Source organism: Chitinophaga oryzae, assembly GCF_012516375.2.
In the GTDB taxonomy this organism is placed as follows: Bacteria; Bacteroidota; Bacteroidia; order Chitinophagales; family Chitinophagaceae; genus Chitinophaga; species Chitinophaga oryzae.
The window spans coordinates 7,182,744-7,207,404 of the sequence record NZ_CP051204.2 but is presented as its reverse complement, the minus strand read 5'-3'; the positions used below and the strand labels follow the sequence as shown (position 1 = coordinate 7,207,404).

Below are 24,661 nucleotides of genomic sequence, written 5' to 3'. Positions count from 1 at the left end.
GGTCTCCGCTGCATTTTAAATGTCAAAATCAAAAAATTCCAAAATCCGTAAATCAATTTCCTATGGCCGGTAAATTTTCATATTGAACCCTTGCTATGACAGATTCATCGTCGGGCTTGGCTTTCCGGACGGAATTGACCGGCCAGTATTCCAGCTTTTCTGCGGGGTACTCGTGCTGAATGATATTACGTATATCTGTTTCCGTTAGATCTTTTTTAACCCATTGCAGCGCCAGGTCGTCCGGTAACATCAGCGGCATTCTGCCGGCATTGTCGCCCCCGTTATGTATCTGTTTCATGACGGGGTTGGCGGCCCGGGTAAGCAGGGTGAAGGTGGGGATGCGTTCCGGTTTATCCACGTCCCAGGAGTTGGAGTAGGCCCATAATCCGGCGATGAAGAAAATGTCCTCCTCGCGGGAATGGATAAAGTAAGGCACTTTATTTTTCCAGCCGGGTATCTGCCTGTATTCGAAGAAACCGGTGACAGGCACCAGGCAGCGCTGGTGACGGATAGCGTTCCACATGGTGCCGCTTTCCGGTACTTTTTCGCTGCGGGCGTTCAGATACATCTGCCGTTGCCGTTTTACCTTTTCTGCCGTGTCCAGCAGTTTGGGGATAGGCCCCCAGGTAAACCGGTCCAGCTGCAGCCCGTCGTTATCAACAACAACAGGCCACTGCGGAAAAGACATGCCTATTTTATGATAGGTGGCGGTAAAATCGAAATTCGGGTTGACGCCGGTCTGCAGCAGCGGTACCCGCTTCAGTATCTTTTGCAGGTTGGCATTCAGCGCAATATCGTAACACATTATTTTAATAGCTTTCGATTGCGGGTAAAGGTACTTTTATTTCTTCATCTCCATATTTCAGGGAGAGATATAATTCTCCGTATTGCAGCCCGTATTCGATCCGGATATGGTCTGTGGGCCAGGTGGTGTATTGGCTGATATAATGTTTTACATGCTGTATCAGTTGCAGATCGGGCATCTGGCGTTCCGGGTCTATCTGCGCGGCATATATTTTATAACCTGCCGGCTGTGCCGCCGCCTGGTACAGTTTCTCTTTTTCTTCCGGGTGACTGGTCTGGTAGATATACTTGCGCCGGTCGAACCGGATATGCTGGAAATGCGCGTTGGCGCTGACAATGTCTTTATATGGCGTGATCAGGAAGACCTCCCGGATATGGGGATCGGCAGGGGAGAAGCCCACAGCACAGGACTGGCGCACAAAAAAGCCATATCCTTCCTGTAGCAGCGCGGATAACAGCGCCGCAGAAAATATCATTAACGGAGGATGCATAACAGTCGGCATTTCACTATTTACGCATGTCCATGATCACCGCCGTTACAATACCCCATACCTGGAAATCCGCGTCTTCCGTGATGACCATCGGTTTGTGAAACGGATTCTCCGGATGGAGCACCCAGTTACGTCCCGCTTTTACCAGCCGTTTGATGGTAAACTCCCCGTTGAGCGTACCGGCGATAATATCACCGGTAGAAGGCCGGACGGACCGGTCCACCACGGCCAGCGAGCCGTCCGGGATATGCGCTTCGCTCATGCTGTCGCCTTTGACCCGTACAACAAAGGCATTGCGGGCGTCGGTGGATATAATACGGGAGAGATCAATGTTTTCCTGTTCGTTCAGGGCAGGTGAGGGAAGACCCGCGGAAATACCGGTATCAAAATATGGCAGGGTCATGTTAGGCTCACTCCACTTCAATGCTTCCATACAACTATCGCTTTAAATGAATACTAATATTATTAGCAAATAAAAGCTAAATAATTTAGTTTAAAAAATACATTAACAGATCGTTTGCAAAGGCGCGAATGCCCGTTGGATGCTAACTGCCGGCAAATCAACCGGATGGGGAAAGTGGCCGCTAAAACAGGCGCACCGGGAAATTTTTAGCCTGAATACAGATGGCAGCCGGCTGCGGCGGCATAACAGAATATGGAAATTTTTTCTATATTTGCGTATAATTTGAACGGAGGAACAGATTTTTAAGTTCCCGGATTAACCAACATAGCCCCAGCCCACAGCTATCATCCCGCTTACATTCAGTTATTCCGTCGATATTTTTATGAACCCGCATCAGGGAGATATCTTTGTGTGCCACATCGCTGTGCCGCCATGGTTGTCTGTTCCCGGATGCACATTTGTTAACAACTTAATACGATCCACCTATGGCTTACATAATGGTAGATGTAGAATCAGACGGCCCCATCCCCGGAGATTATTCCATGATCTCTTTCGGCGCCGTACTGGTGAACGAAGCCCTGGATACCACGTTCTACGGGCAGTTAAAACCCATTTCTGAGAATTATATTCCCGAAGCACTGGCCGTATCCGGTCATACAAGGGAAGAGACCCTGCAATTCAATGACCCCAAAAAAGTGATGTCAGATTTTGCCGCCTGGCTGCGCAGGAACTGCCAGGACAGGCCCATCTTCATCAGCGACAATAACGGCTTTGACTGGATGTTTGTCTGTTGGTACTTTCATCATTTCACGGGCAGCAACCCCTTCGGCTTCAGCTCCCAGAACCTCGGCAGCCTCTATAAAGGACTGATGAACGATACCTTTAAAAACTTCAAACATCTGCGGAAGACCCGGCACACGCATCATCCCGTGGACGACGCCCGCGGCAACGCAGAAGCCCTGCTGACACTCAAAAAAGAATATGGCCTGAAAATTAAATGGTGATTAACAAAAAAATAAGTTTGATTTCCCGATTTACTTATTATTTTTGTACCCGACATTATGATTAGCAACGTACATATCCATCATCACCATCATTCTTACCGGACAGGTAGGCTGGGATGATAATGTGTATACAACCATATTAGATTCATCATCAGGGGCTTACCACACGGTAAGCCCCTTTTTTATTTTAGCACATCATGAAACTAAAGATCGCCATCCAGAAATCCGGCCGCCTGCACGATGATTCCATCAAATTGCTGAAGGAATGCGGCATCGACATTAACAATGGTGTTAACAAACTGAAAACGGAAGCCAGCAACTTCCCACTGGAAGTGTTTTTCCTCCGTGATGATGATATCCCGCAGTATATAGAAGACGGCGTGGCGGATATTGGTATCGTCGGCGAAAACGTAGTGCTGGAGAAGAAAAAACAGGTCAACATCGTTGAGAAACTGGGCTTCGGCAAATGCCGCCTGTCCATGGCGGTGCCCAAATCCTTTGAGTACACTACGGTAAAAGACCTGGAGAACACCCGCATCGCTACCAGCTACCCCGTGATCGTACAGGAGTTCCTGCAACGCAACGATATCAAAGCCGAGATCCACGAGATCAGCGGATCGGTGGAAATAGCCCCCGGCATCGGCCTTGCAGACGCTATCTGCGACCTCGTCAGCAGCGGTTCCACCCTCTTTATGAACGGCCTCAAAGAAGTAGAGACCGTCCTTAAGTCTGAAGCGGTGCTCGCTGCCTGTCACAATCTGCAGCCGGAGCAACAGCTGTTGCTCGACAAGCTGGTGTTCCGCATCCAGGCGGTGAAAAGAGCCAAGAACACCAAATACATCCTGCTCAACGCGCCCAATGAAAAACTCAACGAGATCATCGGCCTGCTGCCGGGCATGAAAAGCCCTACAGTATTGCCTTTGGCGCAGGAAGGATGGAGCTCTGTTCACTCCGTGCTCAACGAAAATGATTTCTGGGACATCATCGAAAACCTGAAAGCCGCCGGCGCACAAGGTATTCTCGTGGTGCCCATCGAAAAAATGGTGATCTGATAAAAAGCGACGACAAACATGCAAACAATAAAATTTCCCGATAAAGCTGCCTGGAACACTTTGCTGCAACGCCCGGTGATGGATACCACCGCACTGGAAGCCAAAGTGGAAGCTATTCTCCGCGATGTGCAGGAGAACGGTGACCAGGCAGTGAAAAAATATGCAGCCGAGTTTGACAAGGTGGAACTGACCGATTTTGCGGTAAAACCGGCGGCGTTCGCCGCAGCAGAGGCCGCGCTGGAACCGGCGCTGAAAGCGGCGATCCAACAGGCAGCCCAAAATATCATCACCTTTCACAAAGCACAACAGGAGAAAACACAGATCATAGAGACCATGCCCGGTGTACAGTGCTGGCGCAAGCCGGTCGGCATCGAAAAAGTGGGACTGTATATCCCCGGCGGCTCCGCACCGCTGTTCTCCACCATCCTTATGCTGGGTATCCCCGCTACTATCGCGGGCTGTAAGGAGATCGTCCTCTGTACGCCGTCCTTACATCCGGCTATCCTGTATACGGCTCAACTGGTGGGCATCTCCCGGGTGTTTACCATCGGCGGGGTACAGGCTATCGGCGCGATGGCTTATGGTACGGAAACGGTGCCCAGGGTATTTAAAATCTTCGGTCCGGGCAACCAGTACGTGACCTGCGCCAAACAGCTGGTCAACAAAAGAGGCGTGGCCATCGATATGCCGGCAGGCCCTTCTGAAGTGGCGGTGCTGGCAGATGAGAGCTGCGTGCCTGCTTTCGTGGCGGCCGATCTGCTCTCCCAGGCGGAACACGGCCCGGACAGCCAGGTGGTACTGGTCACCACCAGCGAAAAAGTGCTGGCCGATGTGGAAAAAGCCTTACAGGCACAGCTGGACAAGCTGCCCCGTAAGTCTATTGCCACCGCAGCCCTGGACAATAGCAAAATGATACTGGTACAGGATATTGATACGGCTATGGAGATGCTCAACGCGTATGCGCCGGAACATCTTATCCTGGCCTGCCGTAACGAGCTCAACGTGGCGGATAAAGTCACCAACGCAGGCTCCGTATTCCTTGGCAACTATACACCGGAAAGCGCGGGGGACTACGCCTCCGGCACGAACCATACCCTGCCGACCAACGGTTATGCTACCGCATATAGCGGCGTATCTTTGGACAGTTTCGTAAAGAAAATTACCTTCCAGCAGATAACACCGCAGGGCCTTCAGCAAATCGGTCCCACTATCGAAGCCATGGCCGCGGCAGAAGGACTGGATGCGCACAGGAACGCCGTCACTGTCAGACTAAATAACTAAGTACCCAAATATCAAAATATCAAAATGTTTAATCTGGAATCCCTGCTCAGGGAAAATATAAAAAGACTGGTGCCATACTCTTCCGCCAGGGACGAATTCAAAGGACAGGCGTCCGTGTTCCTGGATGCCAATGAAAACGCTTTCGGATCGCCGCTGCCGGTGAATTATAACCGCTACCCCGATCCGATGCAGTGGCCGCTGAAATACAAACTGGCCGACATCAAAGGCGTACCGCCGCAGAATATCTTCCTCGGCAATGGCAGCGACGAACCTATCGATCTGCTGTACCGCGCTTTCTGCAATCCCGGCGGCCGTGATAACGTGGTGCTGTGCCCGCCTACCTACGGTATGTACGAAGTGAGCGCCCACATCAATGATGTGACCATCCGTAAAGTAAGCCTCACACCTGAGTTCCAGCTGGACATCGAAGGACTGCAACAGGCCATCGATGAAAATACCAAGCTGGTGTTTATCTGCTCTCCCAACAATCCTACCGGCAACTCCATCAACCGGTCAGATATAGAACTGCTGCTGAATAACTTCGACGGCATCGTGGTGATCGATGAAGCGTATATCAACTTCTCCCGCCAGAAATCCTTTATACAGGAGCTGACCGAATATCCTAACCTTGTGGTGCTGCAAACCCTGTCCAAAGCATGGGGACTGGCAGGCCTGCGCGTAGGCATGGCTTTCGCCGGTGAAGATATCATCAGCGTTTTCAACAAGGTAAAACCGCCTTACAATATCAGTCAGGCTACGCAGGAACTGGCGCTGCAGGCGCTGGACAACGTGGCGCGCGTGAATGAATGGATCCGCGAGGTAGTGGTAGAGCGCGACCTGCTCTCCGCCGGCCTGGAGCAACTGCCGCAGGTCCTCAAAGTATATCCCAGCGACGCCAACTTCATCCTGGTACAGACCACTGACGCCAAAGGCATCTATCAGTACCTGACAGAACACGGCATCGTGGTACGCGACCGCTCCAAAGTAGAGCTCTGCATGGGCTGCCTCCGCATCACCGTGGGCACGCCGGCAGAAAACGTACAACTGCTCGACGCCTTAAAATCTTTTAACCTGAAAACTGAAACACCGGTATCTGCATGAAACGAGTGCTCTTTATAGACCGCGACGGTACCCTGATCAAAGAAGTGCCGCCTACCTACCAGATCGATAGTCTGGATAAAGTGGAGTTTTATCCCAAAGTATTTGTAAACATGGCCCGCATCGCGGCGGAGCTGGACTACGAGCTGGTGATGGTCACCAACCAGGACGGGCTGGGTACCGCCTCCTTCCCGGAAGATACGTTCTGGCCTGCACAGAATATGATCATGAAAGCGTTCGAAAACGAGGGCGTGACGTTCAGCGAAATTTTCATTGACCGCAGTTTCCCCGCCGACAACGCGCCAACACGCAAGCCCGGTACCGGCATGCTCACCCGCTTCTTCTCCGATGGTTACGACCTGGCCAATTCTTTCGTGATCGGCGACCGCATCACCGATGTGCAGCTGGCCAAGAACCTCGGCGCCAGGGCTATCTGGCTCAACGAGGGCAATAACCTCGGCGGCGCAGAGATCAGCGATACCGTACAGGCGCTGGAGTCCGTGATAGCACTGGAGTCTACCGACTGGAACCGTATCTATGAATTCCTGAAGCTGGGGCTTAGAACGGTAACGCATGTACGAAAAACAAACGAAACCGATATCACCATCAGCCTCAACCTGGATGGCAGTGGTAAAGCCAGCGTACACACCGGTCTCGGTTTCTTTGACCACATGCTGGACCAGATCGCCCGTCACGGCTCCATCGACCTTGACATCACCGCCAAAGGCGACCTGCATATTGACGAACATCATACCATTGAAGATACCGGTATCGCCCTCGGTGAAGCTATCGCCAGAGCGCTGGGAGATAAACGCGGCATCGAGCGGTATGGCTTCTGCCTGCCAATGGACGACTGCCTGGCACAGGTAGGCATCGACTTTGGCGGCCGTAACTGGCTGGTATGGGACGCGGAATTCAAACGCGAGAAAATAGGAGAGATGCCCACCGAGATGTTCTTCCACTTCTTTAAGTCCTTCTCCGACGGGGCTAAAGCCAACCTGAACATCAAAGCGGAAGGCGAAAACGAACATCATAAGATAGAAGCGATCTTTAAATGTTTCGCCAAAGCGATCCGGATGGCGGTAAAACGTAATCCGTATAATATGCAGCTGCCAAGCACCAAGGGGTTATTATAGCGAGTGGTTTTTCTCGCAGAGACGCAAAGATTTTTGATCACGTTTAAGATAGATTAAGAACGCAAAGAGGAGCGGAGATCACATCAGATGATCCCATTTTATTACAGTATACATTATATAATAATATTATATATTTGTATTGTGTGAATATTATGTAATCTTCGCTCCTCTTTGCGTTCTTAATTTTTCTAAGAACAATGGGTAAAAAACTTAGCGCCTTTGCGAGAAACTCCGCGAAAAAAAATTTGCATTTGTTATAAAAATGTTCCAATTTTGTCTCGCTATGAAAAATATCATGACAAATAAACATTGGTGGTGGCACGGAATCAATTCCTGATCTGTGTTACAGTGCCATGTTTCGTCTGAAATATACTTGGAAAGGCTCGCTGTTACACAGCGGGCCTTTCGGCTTTTCAGGCACATCCTTTTTCTAACAAACAGCAAACACTTTCACCCTGAATATCATGCGTACCATTCAAGTAAAAACAAGATCCAAACAGATGCTGGCGGACATCTTCACGCCAGTGGGCATCTATCTGCGGTTGCGCGACAAGTTCCCCGGCTCTATCCTCCTGGAAAGTACGGACTACCGCGCCAGCGAAAACAGCTATTCCTATATCTGTATCAAGCCTATTGCGGGCATAGAAGTTACCTCCACCAGCCACTTCGAATTTAAATATCCCAATCTGCCGGTGGAAAAAAAGGAGCTGAAAGACACCCAGAAGGTACTGGACGAATTACAGAAGTTCCTCGGCAGCTTCACCTTCAACGGCAACCACCCCGTACCGCTTGCCCAGACACTCTTTGGATACAGCACGTTTGACTCGGTACAGTTCTTTGAAACCATCGAATTCGATAAAAATAAAAAAGGCGGTAACGCACAGATACCCCTGATGCGGTACCGGTTTTACCAATATGTGATCGCCATCAACCACTTCAAAGATGAACTTTACCTCTGCGAAAACCAGATAGAAGGCCTTGACAGTGAGTTTGACCTGGTAGAATCACTCATCCGCCACAAGGACTCTCCCGGTTATCCTTTCGCCACCACCGGGGAAGAAACCAGTAACATGACGGACGCGGAATATATGCAGATGGTGGAACAGGGCAAACAACACTGTTTTCGCGGAGATGTCTTCCAGGTGGTCCTTTCCCGCGCCTTTAAAAGGTCTTTCACCGGTGATGAATTCAACGTATACCGCGCCCTCCGCTCTATCAATCCCTCCCCTTATCTCTTCTTCTTCGATTACGGCGATTATAAATTAATGGGTTCTTCTCCGGAAGCACAAATAGTGATCAAGGACGGCACTGCCGCTATCCATCCGATTGCAGGCACTTTCCGCCGTACCGGCGATGACCGGCAGGATAAAATACTGGCCGATAAACTGCTGCAGGACCCGAAAGAAAATGCTGAACACGTGATGCTGGTAGACCTTGCCCGCAATGACCTCAGCAGAAACGCCACCAATGTGGAAGTGACCAATTACCGCCAGGTACAGTACTACTCTCACGTGATCCACCTGGTGAGCGAAGTGAAGGGGAAAGTAGACCCTGCCATCAATCCTTTTGCGTTGCTGGCCTCTTCCTTTCCGGCAGGCACCCTCTCCGGAGCGCCCAAGTACCGCGCCATGGAGATCATTGATGCGCTGGAACCTACGCCGCGAGGCTTCTATGGCGGCTGTATCGGTTGGGTGGGCTTTAACGGCAACTTCAACCACGCTATTATGATCCGCTCCATCCTCAGTAAAATGAACACGCTTTACTATCAGGCCGGCGCCGGCGTAGTGGCTAAATCAGTGGCTTCTTCAGAACTGGAGGAAGTAGGCAATAAACTCAATGCATTAAAACAAGCCATCCTGCTGGCACAAAAAATCTGACATGAACATCCTCGTTTTCGATAATTACGACTCTTTTACCTATAACCTCGTTCACCTCGTGGAAAAGCTGGTCAACGGCAAAGTGACTGTTGTCCGTAACGATGAAATACCCCTCGAAAAAGTGAACGGCTACGATAAGATCATCCTGTCGCCCGGTCCCGGTATCCCGGAAGAAGCCGGCCTGCTGCTACCGCTGATCAAAGAATATGCGCCGTCCAAATCCATCTTCGGCGTATGCCTCGGCTTACAGGCCATCGGCCAGGCTTTCGGCGGCTCGCTCATCAACCTCCGGGAAGTGTACCACGGCGTGGCCACCAACGTGAAAATCATCTCCGATGAAGGCCGCCTCTTCAAAGGCATGCCCCGCGATATACAGGCCGGCCGTTATCACTCCTGGGTGATCGACAAAGCCACCCTCCCTGCAGACTTTACCCTGACGGCAGAAGACGAGGAAGGCTTTATCATGGCCCTTCAGCATAACAAATACGATGTAAGCGGCGTACAGTTCCACCCGGAAAGTGTACTCACGCCACAGGGAGAACAGATACTGAAAAACTGGCTGGCGTTATAATACCACCGCCGTTTTCCAACTTCTCTTTGCTCATTTTAAATACATCATCCTGGTATGAAAAAGATACTTAACTACCTGTTCGAACATAAAACCTTTACCCGCGAAGGGGCTAAAGATATCCTGATCAACATCTCCAAAGGCATGTACAACGAGAGTGAACTCGCTGCCTTCATGACCGTGTTCCTCATGCGCAGCATCACCATCGATGAACTGCTGGGCTTCCGCGACGCCCTGCTGGAGCTGTGCATCCCGGTAAAACTGAACGGTTACGACGTGCTGGACATCGTGGGCACCGGCGGAGATGCAAAAAATACCTTTAATATTTCTACCTTGTCGTGCTTTATCGTGGCCGGCGCAGGTGGTAAAGTGGCCAAACACGGCAACTATGGCGTGTCTTCCATCAGCGGCGCCTCCAACCTCATGGAGCTGGTAGGCTATAAGTTCAAGGCCGACGACGCCAAACTCCGCACAGAGCTGGAAGAAGCAGGCCTCTGTTTCCTGCACGCGCCCCTGTTCCACCCGGCACTTAAAAATGTGGCCGGTATCCGCCGCTCACTCGGCATCCGCACGTTCTTTAACATGCTTGGCCCGCTGGTAAACCCGGCTTTCGCCCAGCACCAGCTGATCGGCGTATACAGCCTCGAAATGGCCCGCGTGTACAACTACCTGTTCCAGCAGACCGACAAAAAATTTGTCATCGTGCACAGCCTCGACGGTTATGATGAGATTTCACTCACCGCCGACACCAAAGTCATCACCAATGACGGAGAACAGGACTGGACACCGGAACAGCTCGGCAAACGCAAAGTACATCCGGAAGATATCTACGGGGGTAACTCCGTAGAAGAAGCCGCGAAGATCTTTATGAAAATACTCAAAGGCGAAGGCACCTGGGCACAGAACTCCGTAGTGCTGGCCAACGCCGCCATGGGCCTCTACAGCCTCGGTAAACACGGCTCTTACAACGACGCTTTTGCCGCCGCCGTAGAATCCCTTGAATCCGGTAATGCCCATAAAGCATTCAAAAAACTGATTGAATTACAATAAGGCTGATGAAAAACATACTAGCAGAAATAGTCGCCCATAAACAGGTGGAAGTAGCGGCCCGCAAACAACAACGCAGCGCAGAAGAACTGCAGCAGACCTCCGTGTTCGACCGTGAACCGTTGTCGCTCCGCAGCTTCCTGCAGAACCCGGAAAAAACCGGCATCATCGCGGAATTCAAACGGCGCTCTCCTTCCAAAGGGCTGATCAACGGCGAAGTAACGGTACAGCAGGTCACCACGGCCTATACCCGCTACGGCGCTTCCGGCCTCTCCGTACTGACGGACGAGAAATATTTCGGCGGTTCTTCCGACGATCTGCAACAGGCACGCAGCTTCAACCAGATCCCCATCCTGCGCAAGGATTTTGTGATCGATGAATACCAGATCCTCGAAGCCAAAGCCATCGGCGCCGATGTGATACTGCTCATCGCAGAATGCCTCGACGCTGCACAGGTAGCGCACCTCTCCCGGTTCGCACACAACCTCGGCCTCGAAGTGCTGCTGGAGGTACACAGCGAAGCACAGCTGGAGAAAGTAACGGACCATACCCACCTCGTGGGCGTGAACAACCGCGACCTGATCACTTTCCAGGTGGACTTCAACCGCTCCTGCGAACTGGCGCCGAAAATTCCGGCCGATAAAATCAAAGTGGCGGAAAGCGGTATCAACGACCCGGCAGCCATCGTCACACTGAAAGCCGCCGGCTTCCAGGGCTTCCTGATCGGAGAACACTTCATGAAACAGGAAGACCCTGCCCGCGCCTTCGAAAATTTTGTACAGACATTAAACGACCTGCAGGCTAAATAATCTCATCATGCGTATTAAAGTGTGCGGTATCACCAGGGCGGCGGATTTACAGGGACTGACTGACAACCAGGTGGATTACGCCGGGTTTATCTTCTACGAGAAATCACCCCGTTTCGCCGCCAACAGGATAGACGCCCGTACCGTGCGGGAAACCACCGGTATCCGTAAAGTAGGCGTGTTCGTGAACGCCACGGCGGAACAGATACAGCGTACCGTGGCAGACTATGCGCTGGACATGGTGCAGCTGCACGGCGATGAATCACCGGCCTTCTGCGCGGCCATCCGGGAGACCGTGCCGGTAATCAAAGCTTTTCGTATAGGCGACAACGCAGACTGGCAAACACTGCTGACGCCTTATGTACCGGTAACGGATTATTTCCTCTTCGATACCGCTTCCGTAAAGGGGTATGGCGGCACCGGAGAGCGGTTCAACTGGGAACTGCTGCAGCAATACCCGTTCGATCACCCTTTCCTGCTCAGCGGCGGCATCACCCCGGAAGATGCGGACATCATCCGTGAACTGGAGCTGCCTGCGCTTTTTGCAGTAGACATCAACAGCAAATTTGAAGACGCTCCCGGCATTAAGAATATGGAGAAAGTGACGCTGTTCATTGACGGAATACATAAAATAACTAAATAACTAAATTCAAAAATATTTTCCATGGACATTGCAATTGACACCAGCAAATCCAGGTATCACATAGACAAGAACGGCTATTACGGCAGATTTGGCGGCGCCTATGTTCCTGAAATGCTGTTCCCCAATGTGGACGAACTGCAACACAAGTATATGGAAGTGCTCCGTGATCCTGCCTTTCAGCAGGAGTTCGAAGCCCTGCTGCGTGATTATGTAGGCCGCCCTTCACCGCTGTACTTCGCCAAACGCCTCTCTGAAAAATACCAGGCGAAGATTTTCCTTAAAAGGGAAGACCTGAACCATACCGGCGCACACAAGATAAACAACACCATCGGGCAGATCCTGCTGGCAAAGCGGCTCGGCAAAAAACGTATCATCGCTGAAACCGGCGCCGGTCAGCATGGAGTGGCCACCGCCACCGTATGTGCGCTGATGGGCATGGAATGCGTGGTGTACATGGGAAGCGTCGACATCGAAAGACAGGCGCCCAACGTATCCCGCATGAAGATGCTGGGCGCCACCGTAGTGGCAGCCACCAGCGGCAGTCAGACCTTAAAAGACGCTACCAACGAAGCGATCCGTGACTGGATCAACAACCCGGTAGACACGCATTATATCCTCGGCACCGCCGCCGGACCACACCCTTATCCTGATATGGTAGCCCGCCTCCAGTCAGTGATCAGCGAAGAGATCCGCAAGCAGCTGCAGGAAAAAACCGGCAGCGGGCTTCCTGATTATGTGGTGGCCTGCATCGGTGGCGGCAGTAACGCCGCCGGCGCTTTCTTCCATTACCTCGATGAAGAAGAAGTGAAACTGGTAGCCGTAGAAGCCGGTGGTAAAGGAGTACATAGCGGTCACTCTGCCGCTACCACCCAGCTGGGCAAAATAGGTATTATCCACGCCTCCAAAACACTGCTCATGCAAACGGAAGACGGCCAGATCACAGAGCCGTATTCTATCTCCGCCGGACTGGATTATCCTGGCATCGGGCCCATGCATGCGCACCTGTACGAAACAGGCCGCGCCATGTTCCTCGACGCCACCGACGATGAAGCCCTGGCCGCTGCCTATGAGCTGTGCAAACTGGAAGGTATTATCCCCGCCATGGAATCAGCCCATGCGCTGGCCAAACTGAAAGACCTGCCATTCAACCCCGACGATGTGGTGGTGGTATGCCTGTCAGGCCGCGGTGATAAAGACCTGAATACCTATATCCGTCACATGAATAAATAATCTGGAGTATGCAAAACCGTATTGACCAATTGTTTGCAGCCAAACAACACGGTGTTCTGAATATATATTGTACCGCCGGGTATCCGGAGCTGAACGATACCCTGCCGGTGATGACAGCCCTGCAGCAACACGGGGCAGACCTCATCGAGCTGGGCATGCCTTTTTCCGACCCGCTGGCCGACGGCCCTGTTATCCAGGACAGCGGTACCCGTGCGTTGAAAAATGGCATGAGCGTGCACAAACTCTTTGAACAGCTGGCCGGCTTCCGGGACCGTATACACGTCCCCGTTATCCTGATGGGGTACTTCAACCCGGTATTGCTGTACGGCGTGGAAGCCTTCGTGAAGAAATGTGCGGAAGTAGGCGTCGATGGCGTTATCCTGCCCGATCTGCCCATGGCGGAATACGTGGCGGAGTACAAAACCATCTTCGAAGAAAACAACGTAAACCTCATCTTCCTGGTGACCCCGGAAACCAGCGATGAGCGTATTCGCCAGCTGGACAGCCTGAGCAAAGGTTTCCTGTATGCCGTGTCTTCTTCTTCTACTACCGGAAAAGACAAAGACATGTCGCACCAGCAGGCTTATTTCGAAAGACTGCAGCAGCTGAAGCTGCAAAACCCGGTGCTCATCGGTTTTGGCATTAAAGACAAAGCCACCTTCGACGCCGCCTGCCGTTATACCAACGGCGCTATTATCGGCACCGCGTTTATCAAAGCGTTGGGAGAAGGCAAGGATATTGACGATACAGTTCGTAATTTTATAGGATCCATTAAATAGAATTACGAATTACGAATTACGAATTACGAATTTGGCGGCTGCTGAAGCCTCCATGCGGATTCGAAGTTCTTCATTCGTAATTCGTAATTCCTAATTCGTAATTATGAAAACAGCTATCATAAAATACAATGCCGGGAATATCCGCTCCGTACAGTTTGCGCTGGAGCGTTTGGGCGTAAACGGTATTGTGACGGATAATCCGGAAGAGATCCTGTCGGCCGACAGGGTGATTTTCCCTGGGGTAGGCGAAGCCAGTACTGCCATGCGGTACCTGCAGGAGCGTAACCTCGACAAGCTGATTGCCGGCCTGCAACAGCCGGTGCTGGGCATCTGCCTGGGTATGCAGTTGCTGTGCCGCCACTCGGAAGAGAACGATACGCCGTGCATCGGTGTATTTGATGTGGAAGTGAAACGTTTCACTTCTCCGGTAGAAAACCTGCTGAAGATACCACAGATAGGATGGAATAACATTACCGGTCTGCACAGCGTGATGTTTGAGCATGTGCCGGAAAACAGCTACATGTACTTCGTGCACAGTTATTATGCAGCGCTGGGCGCAGACACGGTGGCCATCACCAATTATGTGATCAACTACAGTGCTGCGTTGCAGAAAGATAATTTTTATGCGGTGCAGTTCCACCCCGAAAAATCGGCGGAACACGGCGCCCGTATCATCGAAAACTTTTTGAACTTATAAAATGCAAATCAGAAGGATCAGTGTGGATGACGCCCTGTTACGCATACGCAGAGATGTGTTGTATCCCAACGCAACGCTGGAGGCAGTAACGGTAGACCATGACGCCGACGGCCTGCATTTCGGCGTGTTCGACGGCGGACAGCTGGTGACGGTGGTGTCGCTGTTTCCCGGAAAAGGAGAGGCGCAGTTCCGCAAGCTGGCCACATTGCCGGCAGCGCAGGGCAAAGGGTATGGAAAAGCCATACTGGCACACCTGGCAGACATCTGCCGGAAAGAAAATATCCAGCTCCTCTGGTGCAACGCCCGTGAAACGGCAGTATCTTTTTACCACCGCCTCGGGTACACCACCCGGGGCAATTATTTTGTAAAAGACGGCATCAATTTCATCCGTATGGAACTATCATTGGAAAAGCCTGCAGCCAAACGTTTTGAGGTAATCCCTGCCATCGATATTATCGATGGCAAATGTGTGCGCCTCACGCAGGGCGATTACAGCCAGCAGAAAGTGTATAACGAACATCCGCTGGAAGTGGCGAAAGAATTTGAGGCGCTGGGCGTTCGCCGCCTGCACCTGGTAGACCTCGACGGCGCCAAAAAAGGTGCTGTGGTGAACTGGAAAGTGCTGGAAAATATCGCCGGTAAAACATCGCTGGTAACAGATTTTGGCGGCGGCATCAAAACGGACAAAGACCTGGAGATCGTATATGAGTGCGGCGCCGCGCTGGCGACCATCGGCAGCGTGGCCGTGAAATCGCCTGAGCTGTTTTTCAGCTGGGTGGAACGTTACGGGGCAGATAAAATTTTCCTCGGCGCCGATGTAAAAGAAGAAAAAATAGCGGTGGGCGGATGGTTGGAAACGACCGGCCTGTCTGTATTTGATTTTCTGGAGTCTAATATAGACCGTGGTGTGCAAAACATCTTCTGTACAGACATCGCGAAAGACGGTCTGCTGGCCGGCCCTTCCATCGACCTGTATAAAAAGATCATCAGCGGGTTCCCGGGCATCAACTTTGTGGCCAGCGGTGGCGTCAGCAACATCGGTGATGTGGCCGCCCTGCAGGAGATAGGTTGCCACGGCGTGATCATCGGCAAAGCTATCTACGAAGGCAAAATTTCAACAGCGGAATTAAAATCATTCCTCTAAAATTATTAACGTATGCTGACCAAACGTATCATACCCTGTCTGGATATCAAAGACGGCCGTACCGTGAAAGGTATCAATTTTGAAAATATCCGGGATGCAGGCGATCCCATTGAGCTGGGCGCTTTATATGCCTCGCAGGGAGCGGATGAACTGGTGTTCCTGGATATAACGGCAACGAACGAACGAAGAAAGACGCTGGCCGAACTGGTCACCCGTATTGCGCGGCATGTCAATATCCCGTTTACCGTAGGCGGCGGTATTGCCGAAGTGGAAGATGTGTATGCTCTCCTGCAATCCGGCGCCGACAAGATTTCTGTGAATACTGCTGCTTTTAAAAATCCGGAGCTGGTAGACACGCTGGCGCGCGAATTTGGCAGTCAGTGTATTGTGCTGGCTATTGACACGCGTTTCGAAGACGGTGACTGGTATGTGTATCTGAACGGCGGTCGTGTAAAAACGGACCGCAAGGCGTTTGACTGGGCCAAAGAGGCGGTAGACCGCGGCGCGGGAGAGATCCTGCTCACCTCTATGAACAACGACGGTACCAAGCAGGGCTTTGCGCTGGACATCACGGCGCAGCTGTCACAAAACCTGCATGTACCGGTGATTGCTTCCGGAGGTGCAGGCACCATGCAACACTTCGTGGACGTATTCGAAAACGCACAGGCAGATGCAGCGCTGGCCGCCAGCATCTTCCACTATAAAGAAATTGAAATTCCGGCGCTTAAAACTTTCCTGTACGAGAAAGGCGTGAACGTCCGGTTCTAACCACAGCTGAAATTGCTTATCATGCAGATAGATTTTGAAAAATCGGCCGATGGCCTGGTACCGGCCATCATCCAGGATGCCGCCACCGGCAAAGTGCTTATGCTCGGATATATGAACCGTGAAGCACTGGACAAAACACTGGCTGACAACAAAGTCACCTTCTACAGCCGTTCCAAAAAACGCCTGTGGACAAAAGGGGAGGAGAGTGGTAACTTCCTCCTGTTGCAGGACCTCCGGGTGGACTGTGACTCTGATACCATCCTTATCAAGGCTAACCCGGTAGGCCCGGTATGCCACACCGGCGCTGATACCTGCTGGAATGAAGTGAATACCAGCAACGATTTCCTGGCACGCCTCGAAAGCATCATCACCGACCGGAAAAACAACCCTTCCGATAAATCCTACACCTCCCAGCTGTTTGCCAGAGGCATCAACAAAGTGGCGCAGAAAGTAGGCGAGGAAGCGGTGGAAGTGGTGATTGAAGCCAAAGATGATAACGATGAACTGTTTCTCAACGAATCCGCCGATCTGCTGTATCACTACCTGGTCCTCCTGCAGGCCAAAGGTTTTACGCTGGCAGACGTTATAAAGGTGTTAAAAGAAAGACATAAGTAATTACGAATTAGGAATTACGAATTACGAATTTGGAGTTTGCCGGTAGTTATGAACGTTTTATACATGTTTATTTTGTATAGACACTCTTGCTGCCAGCAAACTCCAAATTCGTAATTCGTAATTCGTAATTCGTAATTGTTTATATTCGTCCTGAGTAACTAATTAAAATAAATTATAATGAAAGGAATTTTCCTGTTAGCGGCAGGTGCTTTATTATCTGCCGGAGTTTATGCCCAGCAGGTGTCCGGAACGGTGAAAGGAGCAAATGGCAAAAAGCTGTATCTGTTTGATGACCAGGATAACAATCCGGATGACTCCCTGACCATACAAAATGAGCAGTTTACATTTAAGGTAAAAGCAGGCAAGGAGCCTTCGGTATATGCGCTGATTCTGCAGGATGTGAATTATCCCATGTTGTTCGTGTCCGGTGGAGACCCGATCCATTTTACGACCACCACGGCCACTTTCCCGCTGGCTTCTGCCGTGAAAGGCAACGAAAACACGGTTGCCATGCAGGCCTATCAGAAAGCTTTCGATCCGTTGATCAAACGCGCGCAGGACCTGAACCAGGAAGCACGCGAAATCAACCCGGAAGACGAACCGACGAAAAATGCTTTCCGTAAAAAGGCAGACCAGTTCAGCAAGGATATCGTGAAAACCGGCACTGATTTTATCAAGGCGCATCCTAAAAGCATTGCCAGCATCTGGCTGATGATGAACGAGCTGCGTTCCCGTGTAGAGCCCGCTGAGTTCCAGCAGCTGTTTGACTCGCTCGACAAATCTGTCCGCGAAAGCGCTTACGGGAACAGTGTTACCGCCTACATAAAAAGCCTGAAAGCGAATGCAGTGAATATTCCCGCGGATGATTTCTCCCAGGAAGATGCTAAAGGTAACCCGGTAAAACTGTCTTCTTTCAGGGGAAAATATGTGCTTGTGGATTTCTGGGCCAGCTGGTGCGGTCCGTGCAGACAGGAAAATCCAAATGTGGTAAAAGCGTTTAACAAGTATAAAAGCAAGAATTTCACTATCCTCGGCGTATCGCTGGATAATGACCGGGACCGCTGGCTACGGGCCGTTCAGCAGGATGGGCTCGCCTGGACCCAGGTATCCGATCTGAAAGGCTGGGGCAACGAAGTAGCGGTGCAGTATGGTATTCAGTCCATCCCGGCCAATATGCTGATTGGCCCCGACGGCACCATCCTGGCGCGTAACCTGCGCGGAGAGGAACTGGAACAGAAACTCCAGGAAATCCTGAAATAGCCGCTTATCAAAATCAGGTTGACAATACGCGGCTGATTCACCAAATTTGTTATTCGTTAAAAAATTAAAAACCAATGAAGAAATATTTTGTAGGGATCGCCCTACTGATGCCAGCTGTAGCGTTGTTTGCCCAGGATAAAAAGGCAGGAGCTGCAGGCAAACCGTTCACTATCCAGGGAACCATTTCTCAACAGGAGAAACCCGCTGTTATCTTCCTCAGAATGCGCAAAGGCGGCGAATGGCTGACGGACAGCGCGCAGGTGAAAGAAGGTAAGTTCACCCTGAACGGTACTTTGGAAGAACCCCTGCTGGCCAGCCTGATGCTGGTACAACGCAGTGGTGAAAAACCAGTTTCCATGGGCCGCGATATGCTCGCCGTATTCCTGGACAAAGGCAACATTGTGGTAACCACCACCGACTCCATCAGCAAGGCTACCGTTAGCGGTTCCCGCGCTCATGAAGATTATAAACAACTTCAGGAGCAACTGAAAGATGTAAACGAGAAAGGCACCGCGCTGCAACAACAGTACCGCGAACTGGCCAAAAACAAAGATGAAGAGGGTATCAAAAAGCTGGAATCCGCTTTCGATGCACTGGACGCAGAAGAGAAAAAAATCGAAAACGAGTTCTTCACTAAAAACGCGGGTTCTCCCATCGCACTGTATGTGCTGAACCAGGTGGCCGGTTATGACATCAAACCTGAACAGGTAACACCGCTCTACAAAAAGCTGAGCAAGGAAGCGAAAAACTCTCCCTCCGGTAAAGAGTTCGCCAAACGCCTCGAATCAGCCCGTAAAACAGCCGTAGGCCAGTCTGCACTGGAATTCGCGCAGGCAGATGCCAACGGTAAAAATATCAGTCTGTCTTCCTTCCGCGGAAAATATGTGCTGGTAGACTTCTGGGCCAGCTGGTGCGGTCCCTGCCGCGCTGAAAACCCTAATGTGGTAAAAGCATATGGCAAATTCAAAGACAAAGGTTTTGAAATCCTGGGCGTTTCCCTCGATGATAAAAAAGATAAATGGCTGGCCGCTGTAGAAGCCGACAAGCTCACCTGGGCACACGTTTCCGACCTGAAAGGCTGGAAAAATGCCGCTGCTGAACTGTACGGCGTACGCGCCATCCCGCAGAACGTGCTGATCGATCCCAAAGGAAAGATCGTTGCTAAAAACCTGCGCGGCGAAGACCTCGAAAAGAAATTAGCAGAGGTGCTGCCTTAGTCAATCCGAAGGTTTAAAACAATATATACCGGGCTGGCCTCATGAGGTCAGCCCTTTTCATTTACCGTTGTTGCGCATGCACAGCGCTTACCGCGCCGGCGCGCGCTGTACGTGTCCCGCTGCCCGCCTGCCACAACGCTGGCCCTCTGCCCCGCACCCTGCCTTCCTTCTCACTCAGTACTGTATCGGCTGCGTTTCACCCTGCCTTCCTTCTCACTCAGTACTGCATCGGCTGCGTTTTTACCCTGCCTTCCTTCTCACTCAGTACTGTATCGGCTGCGTTTCACCCTGCCTTCCTTCTCACTCACTACTGCATCGCCTGCGTTTCACCCTGCCTTTACCCCGTGCCCTTCATTGCATTTTTTTCTTATCATGACTATAATTTTATCTGTTGATAATTAACGCTTTGTGCTTAAATCCCTCCTTTCCGCCTAAAAATATATTTTTAATTACGAAACTTTCGTAGATTTACGAAACATTCGTAGTTGATTAAATAGGCACTATATGGAAAAACTCACACAGCAGGAAGAAGCGGCCATGCTGGCGATATGGAAAACAGAGAAAGGGTTTGTGAAGGATTTTCTGGAAAATCATCCGGCCCCGGCGCCGCCCTATACCACGCTGGCATCTACCATCAAAAATTTAGAGAAAAAAGGATATGTGGAAAGCCGGAAGGTAGGTAACGTATATGAATATACGCCGGTGATCGCGGAAGCAACTTACAAAAACAAATTCATGAATGGTTTTGTGAAGGACTACTTCGAGAACTCCTACAAAGAGCTGGTTTCGTTTTTTGCGAAGGAGAAAAAGATCAGCCCGGAAGAGCTGAAAGAGATCATTAAGATGATTGAAAATGGTAAATAACCCAAACCCGGAACAATGATACCTGCCATACTGATTTATCTGCTCAAGGCCAATGTGGCGCTTGCCTTGTTTTTCCTGGCTTACCGGCTGGGGCTGCGGCGACTGACCTTTTACACGCTCAATCGCGTATTCCTGTTGTGCGGCATCGTCTGTTCTTCCCTGTTCCCGCTGGTGTCTGTCAACACGTTTGTGGAGCGGCATGAAACGCTTGCCGGCGGTATCGCTTACCTGCCGGACCTCACCGCACTAACGGCGCCGGCCGAACGATTTACCATGTGGACTGTCCTTGTGTACGTCTTCTGGGCAGGGGTGGCGGTCATGACCATACGCTTCGCCATTCAGCTGCTGTCGCTGTGGAGGATACACCTGCGTTCCACCCCGGCCAATGTGGACGGCGTTCCTGTAAGGGCTTTGCAACAGCAGGTAAACCCGTTCTCGTTTTTCCGCCATATTTATATCAACCCTTCCCTGCATCTGCCGGAAGAACGGCAGGGCATCCTCAGCCACGAGAAAGTACATGTGCGGCAGTGGCACAGCGCAGATGTGGTGCTGGGAGAAGTGAATAACATCTTCTACTGGTTTAACCCCGGCGCATGGCTTATGAAAACGGCCATCCGGGAAAACCTGGAGTTTATTACTGACCGCCATCTGCTGAAGGAAGGCGTGGACAAAACCGCTTATCAATACAGTCTTATAAAAGTTAGTGGGATCCCATATGCGACGGCCATCGCAAACAATTTCAATTTCTCACATTTAAAAAACAGGATCATTATGATGAACAGGAAAAAATCATCCACCTTCCAGCTGGTGCGCTATGTGGCACTCGGCGCAGTGGTGGGAGGCCTGGTATTATCGCTCAACTACAGCAGGGCTTCCGTTGGTCCGCAGGTGGTGAAGGCTGTCCGCGACTCTCAACCGGTAGTGGCGGCTGTTCCCATGGGAGTAACGCCGGTGAAAGAGGGTGACGAAATGAAGGTTACCACGCCCGATGCGCAAAGCGCTCCCACAGCCCAACCCGCTGCAGCCGCTGAAAATGCGGCTCCCAAAGCCAACCGCCAGCCCGCGCCGGCGCCGCAACCTAACGCAGCCCCGGCGCCACAGGCAAAACCTGCCATAGCGGTAAGGACCGGCGGTGAACAACCGCTTTATCTGCTCAACGACAGGGTGATCTCCCAGGAGGAAATGAACAGCCTCAACCCGGATGACATAGAGTCCGTCAGCGTATTCAAAGGCGGCGGCATTACTGATGACGTCATTGCCCAGTATGGCGAAAAAGCCCGCAATGGTATTGTGGCAATTTATACCCGCACCTGGGCAGACACCGGGAAAAAACGTTTCGGCGCAGCTTCCACAACAACTGTTGCCGGTACGGGCACTGCTTCTTCCGGCAGTACCTCCACTTTCACTGCTACCAGCCAGGATGGCCGCGTACGCACAGCAAACGCCACAACGAATGTGAAAGTAAACGCCAATGCTAATACCAATATCAACACCAATACGAACGTCAGCACCAACACCAATCCGAATGTAAATGTTAAAGTTGTTGCTGAAGGTAATCCGGTAGCGAATATTACCTCTGAAAACACTGTTACCATCAATGTTGATAAGATCATCGTCCGGGACAAGAAAAGCGCGCAAAATACCGGAAAACAATAGTAAACAATGCACTGCGCATATTGAACACAAAAAGCCACGGTCCGCCACCGTGGCATTTTTGTTGAAAGACAACTTTCTCCGGAACTTAACGTTATACTAGAGCACCCGGATAAAATTGTTGTCTATGTTACAGAAAGGCGATAAAGCACCCGATTTTACCCTCGCGGCATCTCCCGACAAAACGGTATCACTTTCAGAACTCCGTGGTAAGAATGTGATACTGGCATTTTACCCGGCCGACTGGAGCCCGGTGTGTACCGACCAGATGGCGCTGTACAACGAAACTCTCCGTTTTTTTGAGCGCCATAATGCAGTACTGCTGGGTATCTCCGTAGACGGAAAATGGTGTCACCAGGCTTTTGCAAAGGACAGGAACCTGCATTTTGACCTGCTGGCCGATTTTGAGCCGAAAGGAGCTGTCTCCCGGCAATATGGCGTGTATAAAGATGGTGAGAGCCAGCGCGCGCTGTTTGTTATAGACGATCAGGGTGTAATACAATGGAGCTATCTGTCGCCCATCGGGGAAAACCCGGGCGCGGATGGTATCCTGCAGGCACTTGAAACAGTGAACGCAACGGCCTGATGCCGCTCTTTCGTCATTTGTAACTGAAACATATGCTTACACCTCCCATTACCAGCCGGGACCATGTCACCGGTAACCAGCAAGGCTCCACGGAGATTGTGGAGTATGGCGATTTTCAATGTCCTTATTGTGGGGAAGCTTTCGGAGTAGTCCGCGGTTTGCTGCAGGCGCTCGGCGATGTAAAGTTTGTCTTCCGCCACTTTCCACTGTCAGAATCGCACGAATTTGCCATGGACGCTGCTATAGCGGCCGAAGCAGCCGCCCGGCAACAACAGTTCTGGCCCATGCACGACGCCCTGTACCAGCATCAGCAGGAACTTTCCGATGAGTTGTTCACCGAACTGGCGCAACAACTGCAGCTCGACCTGGAGCGGTTCCGGGAAGACATGCAGGACAACTCGCTGGTCAGCAAAGTGGAAGCTGATTTTGAAAGCGGCATCCGCAGCGGCGTAAATGGCACGCCCACCTTTTTTATCAATGGAAAGCGGTTTAACGGTGATTACCGGAACCTACTGGCCGTGGTTCGCCACTGACCGCACACAACGGAAACCGAGATTTGCAAGCCCCGATTCCGGCGTTGTCTTCATTCTGGCAGACACCCGGTAGCCCCGGCAGTATTCATCGCTGCACATGTAGGAACCACCACGGATGACATGTTTCTGTTGTCCCGGATCTTCCGGATCATATCCTTTGGCCGGCCCGGCAGGGTTGGCAGTACCATTCCCCACCTGCGCGTAGTAGTTGACATCGTACAGGTCGGACACCCATTCCCATACGTTTCCCGCCATATCGTACAGCTGATAACCGTTAGGCCTATACGATTTTACCGGCGCTGTGGCGGTGAAACCGTCCGTGGTAGTGGTATCGTAAGGGAAATGACCGTTCCAGGTATTGGCCTTCGCCACCCCGGTGGTGAGCGCTTCGCTGCCCCAGGGATATAACTGGTTGGAAAGACCGCCCCTGGCGGCATATTCCCACTCTGCCTCCGTAGGCAGCCGCTTGCCAGCCCATTGCGCATAAGCCTGCGCATCCAGGTAGGAGACCTGGGTCACCGGATGATCTTCCCGGCCTTTGATATCACTGCCCGGCCCCTCCGGATGCCGCCAGCTGGCGCCGGCAATAAAACTCCACCATTGAGACACATCATTCAGCGGCACCCGGTGATGGGGCGGCGTGAATACCAGCGCCCCCGCCGCCAGCATACTACTGTCAGGCTCCGGAGAGCCCGGAGGCAGACTGGCCATCAGCTCTTCCTTTGAAATCGGCTTCTCGGCAGTGGTGACATAACCGGTGGCGGCCACAAAAGCAGCAAACTCACGGTTAGTGACCTCATGTTCGTCCATCCAGAAACTGTCTACCCTGACGGTATGCTTAGGATACTCGTCCGGCATGCCCGTACTGTCATCTGCGCCCATACTGAAACTGCCGCCCGGTATCAATACCATCCGGTTCAAAGTATCCGGTCCCCCGGTGGCAGCAATAACCGTGTCCTGCTGAACGGGCGCTTTACCGCCGTCCCCGCAGGCCGTAAAGGCCGCCATTATGCTGAGATATATCAAATGCCTGGTCATCTGCACAAAATAAGGCTTTCCCGCAAAGAAGCAAAAGCTTCCCACGGAGTTCTCGCGGAGTTCTCGC

General features: G+C 51.6%; 26 protein-coding genes. 22 read left to right on the top strand and 4 right to left on the bottom strand.

What is annotated here, in order from left to right:
* Positions 1–52: 52 nt before the first annotated feature.
* Genes HF324_RS28500 through HF324_RS28490 form a run of 3 tightly spaced genes read right to left on the bottom strand, consistent with a single transcriptional unit; the run spans position 53 to position 1,728 of the window.
* Complete coding sequence (locus HF324_RS28500) at positions 53–805, bottom strand: SOS response-associated peptidase (RefSeq protein ID WP_168806649.1); 753 nt, start codon at positions 803–805, stop codon at positions 53–55.
* Positions 806–809: 4 nt separating this feature from the next.
* Positions 810–1,295 carry a hypothetical protein gene (locus tag HF324_RS28495; protein ID WP_168806647.1) on the bottom strand — a complete coding sequence of 162 codons (486 nt, stop codon included), beginning with the start codon at positions 1,293–1,295 and terminating at the stop codon, positions 810–812.
* 16 nt (positions 1,296–1,311) lie between these two features.
* Complete coding sequence (locus tag HF324_RS28490; protein ID WP_246269311.1) at positions 1,312–1,728, bottom strand: LexA family protein; 417 nt, start codon at positions 1,726–1,728, stop codon at positions 1,312–1,314.
* Positions 1,729–2,183: 455 nt separating this feature from the next.
* Here HF324_RS28490 and HF324_RS28485 point away from each other — a divergent pair, with 455 nt between their 5' ends.
* The 22 genes from HF324_RS28485 (at position 2,184) to HF324_RS28380 (ending at position 23,556) form a co-directional block, all read left to right on the top strand.
* A complete protein-coding gene (locus tag HF324_RS28485) occupies positions 2,184–2,702 on the top strand; it encodes a 3'-5' exoribonuclease domain-containing protein (protein ID WP_168806645.1) in 519 nt (172 codons plus the stop codon).
* 197 nt (positions 2,703–2,899) lie between these two features.
* Positions 2,900–3,754 carry an ATP phosphoribosyltransferase gene (gene hisG, locus HF324_RS28480; RefSeq protein WP_220100636.1) on the top strand — a complete coding sequence of 285 codons (855 nt, stop codon included), beginning with the start codon at positions 2,900–2,902 and terminating at the stop codon, positions 3,752–3,754.
* Positions 3,755–3,772: 18 nt separating this feature from the next.
* Positions 3,773–5,035 (top strand): histidinol dehydrogenase, encoded by a 1,263-nt coding sequence (gene hisD / locus HF324_RS28475; RefSeq protein WP_168861412.1) that lies wholly within the window; start codon positions 3,773–3,775, stop codon positions 5,033–5,035.
* Positions 5,036–5,059: 24 nt separating this feature from the next.
* Positions 5,060–6,136 (top strand): histidinol-phosphate transaminase, encoded by a 1,077-nt coding sequence (gene hisC, locus HF324_RS28470; protein ID WP_168806641.1) that lies wholly within the window; start codon positions 5,060–5,062, stop codon positions 6,134–6,136.
* Positions 6,133–7,269, top strand: coding sequence for a bifunctional histidinol-phosphatase/imidazoleglycerol-phosphate dehydratase HisB (hisB, locus tag HF324_RS28465; protein WP_168806639.1), 1,137 nt, complete (start codon positions 6,133–6,135; stop codon positions 7,267–7,269). The genes hisC and hisB overlap by 4 nt, the downstream gene beginning before the upstream one ends.
* A gap of 464 nt (positions 7,270–7,733) precedes the next feature.
* Complete coding sequence (locus tag HF324_RS28460) at positions 7,734–9,146, top strand: anthranilate synthase component I family protein (RefSeq protein WP_168806637.1); 1,413 nt, start codon at positions 7,734–7,736, stop codon at positions 9,144–9,146.
* A 1-nt stretch (position 9,147) separates the two neighbouring features.
* Complete coding sequence (locus HF324_RS28455) at positions 9,148–9,717, top strand: anthranilate synthase component II (RefSeq protein WP_168806635.1); 570 nt, start codon at positions 9,148–9,150, stop codon at positions 9,715–9,717.
* A 54-nt stretch (positions 9,718–9,771) separates the two neighbouring features.
* A complete protein-coding gene (gene trpD, locus HF324_RS28450; RefSeq protein WP_168806633.1) occupies positions 9,772–10,764 on the top strand; it encodes an anthranilate phosphoribosyltransferase in 993 nt (330 codons plus the stop codon).
* Between the two features lie 5 nt (positions 10,765–10,769).
* The gene (trpC, locus tag HF324_RS28445) at positions 10,770–11,570 is read left to right on the top strand and encodes an indole-3-glycerol phosphate synthase TrpC (RefSeq protein ID WP_168806632.1); all 801 of its coding nucleotides are present in this window, start codon (positions 10,770–10,772) and stop codon (positions 11,568–11,570) included.
* 7 nt (positions 11,571–11,577) lie between these two features.
* Positions 11,578–12,210, top strand: a complete 633-nt coding sequence (locus HF324_RS28440; protein ID WP_168806630.1) for a phosphoribosylanthranilate isomerase — start codon at positions 11,578–11,580, stop codon at positions 12,208–12,210.
* A gap of 21 nt (positions 12,211–12,231) precedes the next feature.
* Entirely contained in the window at positions 12,232–13,440 is a 1,209-nt protein-coding gene (gene trpB, locus HF324_RS28435) for a tryptophan synthase subunit beta (RefSeq protein ID WP_168861411.1), read from the top strand.
* Positions 13,441–13,448: 8 nt separating this feature from the next.
* A complete protein-coding gene (gene trpA / locus HF324_RS28430) occupies positions 13,449–14,219 on the top strand; it encodes a tryptophan synthase subunit alpha (RefSeq protein ID WP_168806626.1) in 771 nt (256 codons plus the stop codon).
* Between the two features lie 103 nt (positions 14,220–14,322).
* On the top strand, positions 14,323–14,916 hold the full coding sequence (gene hisH / locus HF324_RS28425; RefSeq protein ID WP_168806624.1) for an imidazole glycerol phosphate synthase subunit HisH: 594 nt from the start codon (positions 14,323–14,325) through the stop codon (positions 14,914–14,916).
* 1 nt (position 14,917) lies between these two features.
* Positions 14,918–16,060: a 1-(5-phosphoribosyl)-5-[(5-phosphoribosylamino)methylideneamino]imidazole-4-carboxamide isomerase gene (gene hisA / locus HF324_RS28420; protein WP_168861410.1), complete on the top strand. Its 1,143-nt coding sequence runs from the start codon at positions 14,918–14,920 to the stop codon at positions 16,058–16,060.
* A gap of 12 nt (positions 16,061–16,072) precedes the next feature.
* Positions 16,073–16,828: an imidazole glycerol phosphate synthase subunit HisF gene (gene hisF / locus HF324_RS28415; RefSeq protein ID WP_168806620.1), complete on the top strand. Its 756-nt coding sequence runs from the start codon at positions 16,073–16,075 to the stop codon at positions 16,826–16,828.
* Positions 16,829–16,849: 21 nt separating this feature from the next.
* A complete protein-coding gene (gene hisIE, locus HF324_RS28410) occupies positions 16,850–17,443 on the top strand; it encodes a bifunctional phosphoribosyl-AMP cyclohydrolase/phosphoribosyl-ATP diphosphatase HisIE (RefSeq protein ID WP_168806618.1) in 594 nt (197 codons plus the stop codon).
* Between the two features lie 177 nt (positions 17,444–17,620).
* Positions 17,621–18,703, top strand: coding sequence for a TlpA disulfide reductase family protein (locus HF324_RS28405; protein WP_246269310.1), 1,083 nt, complete (start codon positions 17,621–17,623; stop codon positions 18,701–18,703).
* Positions 18,704–18,777: 74 nt separating this feature from the next.
* On the top strand, positions 18,778–19,920 hold the full coding sequence (locus HF324_RS28400; protein WP_168806616.1) for a redoxin domain-containing protein: 1,143 nt from the start codon (positions 18,778–18,780) through the stop codon (positions 19,918–19,920).
* Positions 19,921–20,424: 504 nt separating this feature from the next.
* The gene (locus HF324_RS28395) at positions 20,425–20,784 is read left to right on the top strand and encodes a BlaI/MecI/CopY family transcriptional regulator (protein WP_168861409.1); all 360 of its coding nucleotides are present in this window, start codon (positions 20,425–20,427) and stop codon (positions 20,782–20,784) included.
* Positions 20,785–20,799: 15 nt separating this feature from the next.
* The gene (locus HF324_RS28390; RefSeq protein ID WP_168861408.1) at positions 20,800–22,440 is read left to right on the top strand and encodes a M56 family metallopeptidase; all 1,641 of its coding nucleotides are present in this window, start codon (positions 20,800–20,802) and stop codon (positions 22,438–22,440) included.
* 124 nt (positions 22,441–22,564) lie between these two features.
* Complete coding sequence (locus HF324_RS28385) at positions 22,565–23,023, top strand: peroxiredoxin (RefSeq protein WP_168806608.1); 459 nt, start codon at positions 22,565–22,567, stop codon at positions 23,021–23,023.
* Positions 23,024–23,055: 32 nt separating this feature from the next.
* Positions 23,056–23,556, top strand: coding sequence for a DsbA family protein (locus tag HF324_RS28380; RefSeq protein WP_168806606.1), 501 nt, complete (start codon positions 23,056–23,058; stop codon positions 23,554–23,556).
* Here the strand turns inward: HF324_RS28380 and HF324_RS28375 are convergent.
* The gene (locus HF324_RS28375; protein ID WP_168861407.1) at positions 23,533–24,594 is read right to left on the bottom strand and encodes a formylglycine-generating enzyme family protein; all 1,062 of its coding nucleotides are present in this window, start codon (positions 24,592–24,594) and stop codon (positions 23,533–23,535) included. The genes HF324_RS28380 and HF324_RS28375 overlap by 24 nt on opposite strands.
* Positions 24,595–24,661: the final 67 nt, after the last annotated feature.

Coding starts and splice junctions, on each gene's coding strand:
- HF324_RS28500 (WP_168806649.1), bottom strand. CDS start 805: ATGTGTTACGATATTGCGCTGAATGCCAACCTGCAAAAGATACTGAAG.
- HF324_RS28495 (WP_168806647.1), bottom strand. CDS start 1,295: ATGCATCCTCCGTTAATGATATTTTCTGCGGCGCTGTTATCCGCGCTG.
- HF324_RS28490 (WP_246269311.1), bottom strand. CDS start 1,728: ATGGAAGCATTGAAGTGGAGTGAGCCTAACATGACCCTGCCATATTTT.
- HF324_RS28485 (WP_168806645.1), top strand. CDS start 2,184: ATGGCTTACATAATGGTAGATGTAGAATCAGACGGCCCCATCCCCGGA.
- hisG (WP_220100636.1), top strand. CDS start 2,900: ATGAAACTAAAGATCGCCATCCAGAAATCCGGCCGCCTGCACGATGAT.
- hisD (WP_168861412.1), top strand. CDS start 3,773: ATGCAAACAATAAAATTTCCCGATAAAGCTGCCTGGAACACTTTGCTG.
- hisC (WP_168806641.1), top strand. CDS start 5,060: ATGTTTAATCTGGAATCCCTGCTCAGGGAAAATATAAAAAGACTGGTG.
- hisB (WP_168806639.1), top strand. CDS start 6,133: ATGAAACGAGTGCTCTTTATAGACCGCGACGGTACCCTGATCAAAGAA.
- HF324_RS28460 (WP_168806637.1), top strand. CDS start 7,734: ATGCGTACCATTCAAGTAAAAACAAGATCCAAACAGATGCTGGCGGAC.
- HF324_RS28455 (WP_168806635.1), top strand. CDS start 9,148: ATGAACATCCTCGTTTTCGATAATTACGACTCTTTTACCTATAACCTC.
- trpD (WP_168806633.1), top strand. CDS start 9,772: ATGAAAAAGATACTTAACTACCTGTTCGAACATAAAACCTTTACCCGC.
- trpC (WP_168806632.1), top strand. CDS start 10,770: ATGAAAAACATACTAGCAGAAATAGTCGCCCATAAACAGGTGGAAGTA.
- HF324_RS28440 (WP_168806630.1), top strand. CDS start 11,578: ATGCGTATTAAAGTGTGCGGTATCACCAGGGCGGCGGATTTACAGGGA.
- trpB (WP_168861411.1), top strand. CDS start 12,232: ATGGACATTGCAATTGACACCAGCAAATCCAGGTATCACATAGACAAG.
- trpA (WP_168806626.1), top strand. CDS start 13,449: ATGCAAAACCGTATTGACCAATTGTTTGCAGCCAAACAACACGGTGTT.
- hisH (WP_168806624.1), top strand. CDS start 14,323: ATGAAAACAGCTATCATAAAATACAATGCCGGGAATATCCGCTCCGTA.
- hisA (WP_168861410.1), top strand. CDS start 14,918: ATGCAAATCAGAAGGATCAGTGTGGATGACGCCCTGTTACGCATACGC.
- hisF (WP_168806620.1), top strand. CDS start 16,073: ATGCTGACCAAACGTATCATACCCTGTCTGGATATCAAAGACGGCCGT.
- hisIE (WP_168806618.1), top strand. CDS start 16,850: ATGCAGATAGATTTTGAAAAATCGGCCGATGGCCTGGTACCGGCCATC.
- HF324_RS28405 (WP_246269310.1), top strand. CDS start 17,621: ATGAAAGGAATTTTCCTGTTAGCGGCAGGTGCTTTATTATCTGCCGGA.
- HF324_RS28400 (WP_168806616.1), top strand. CDS start 18,778: ATGAAGAAATATTTTGTAGGGATCGCCCTACTGATGCCAGCTGTAGCG.
- HF324_RS28395 (WP_168861409.1), top strand. CDS start 20,425: ATGGAAAAACTCACACAGCAGGAAGAAGCGGCCATGCTGGCGATATGG.
- HF324_RS28390 (WP_168861408.1), top strand. CDS start 20,800: ATGATACCTGCCATACTGATTTATCTGCTCAAGGCCAATGTGGCGCTT.
- HF324_RS28385 (WP_168806608.1), top strand. CDS start 22,565: ATGTTACAGAAAGGCGATAAAGCACCCGATTTTACCCTCGCGGCATCT.
- HF324_RS28380 (WP_168806606.1), top strand. CDS start 23,056: ATGCTTACACCTCCCATTACCAGCCGGGACCATGTCACCGGTAACCAG.
- HF324_RS28375 (WP_168861407.1), bottom strand. CDS start 24,594: ATGACCAGGCATTTGATATATCTCAGCATAATGGCGGCCTTTACGGCC.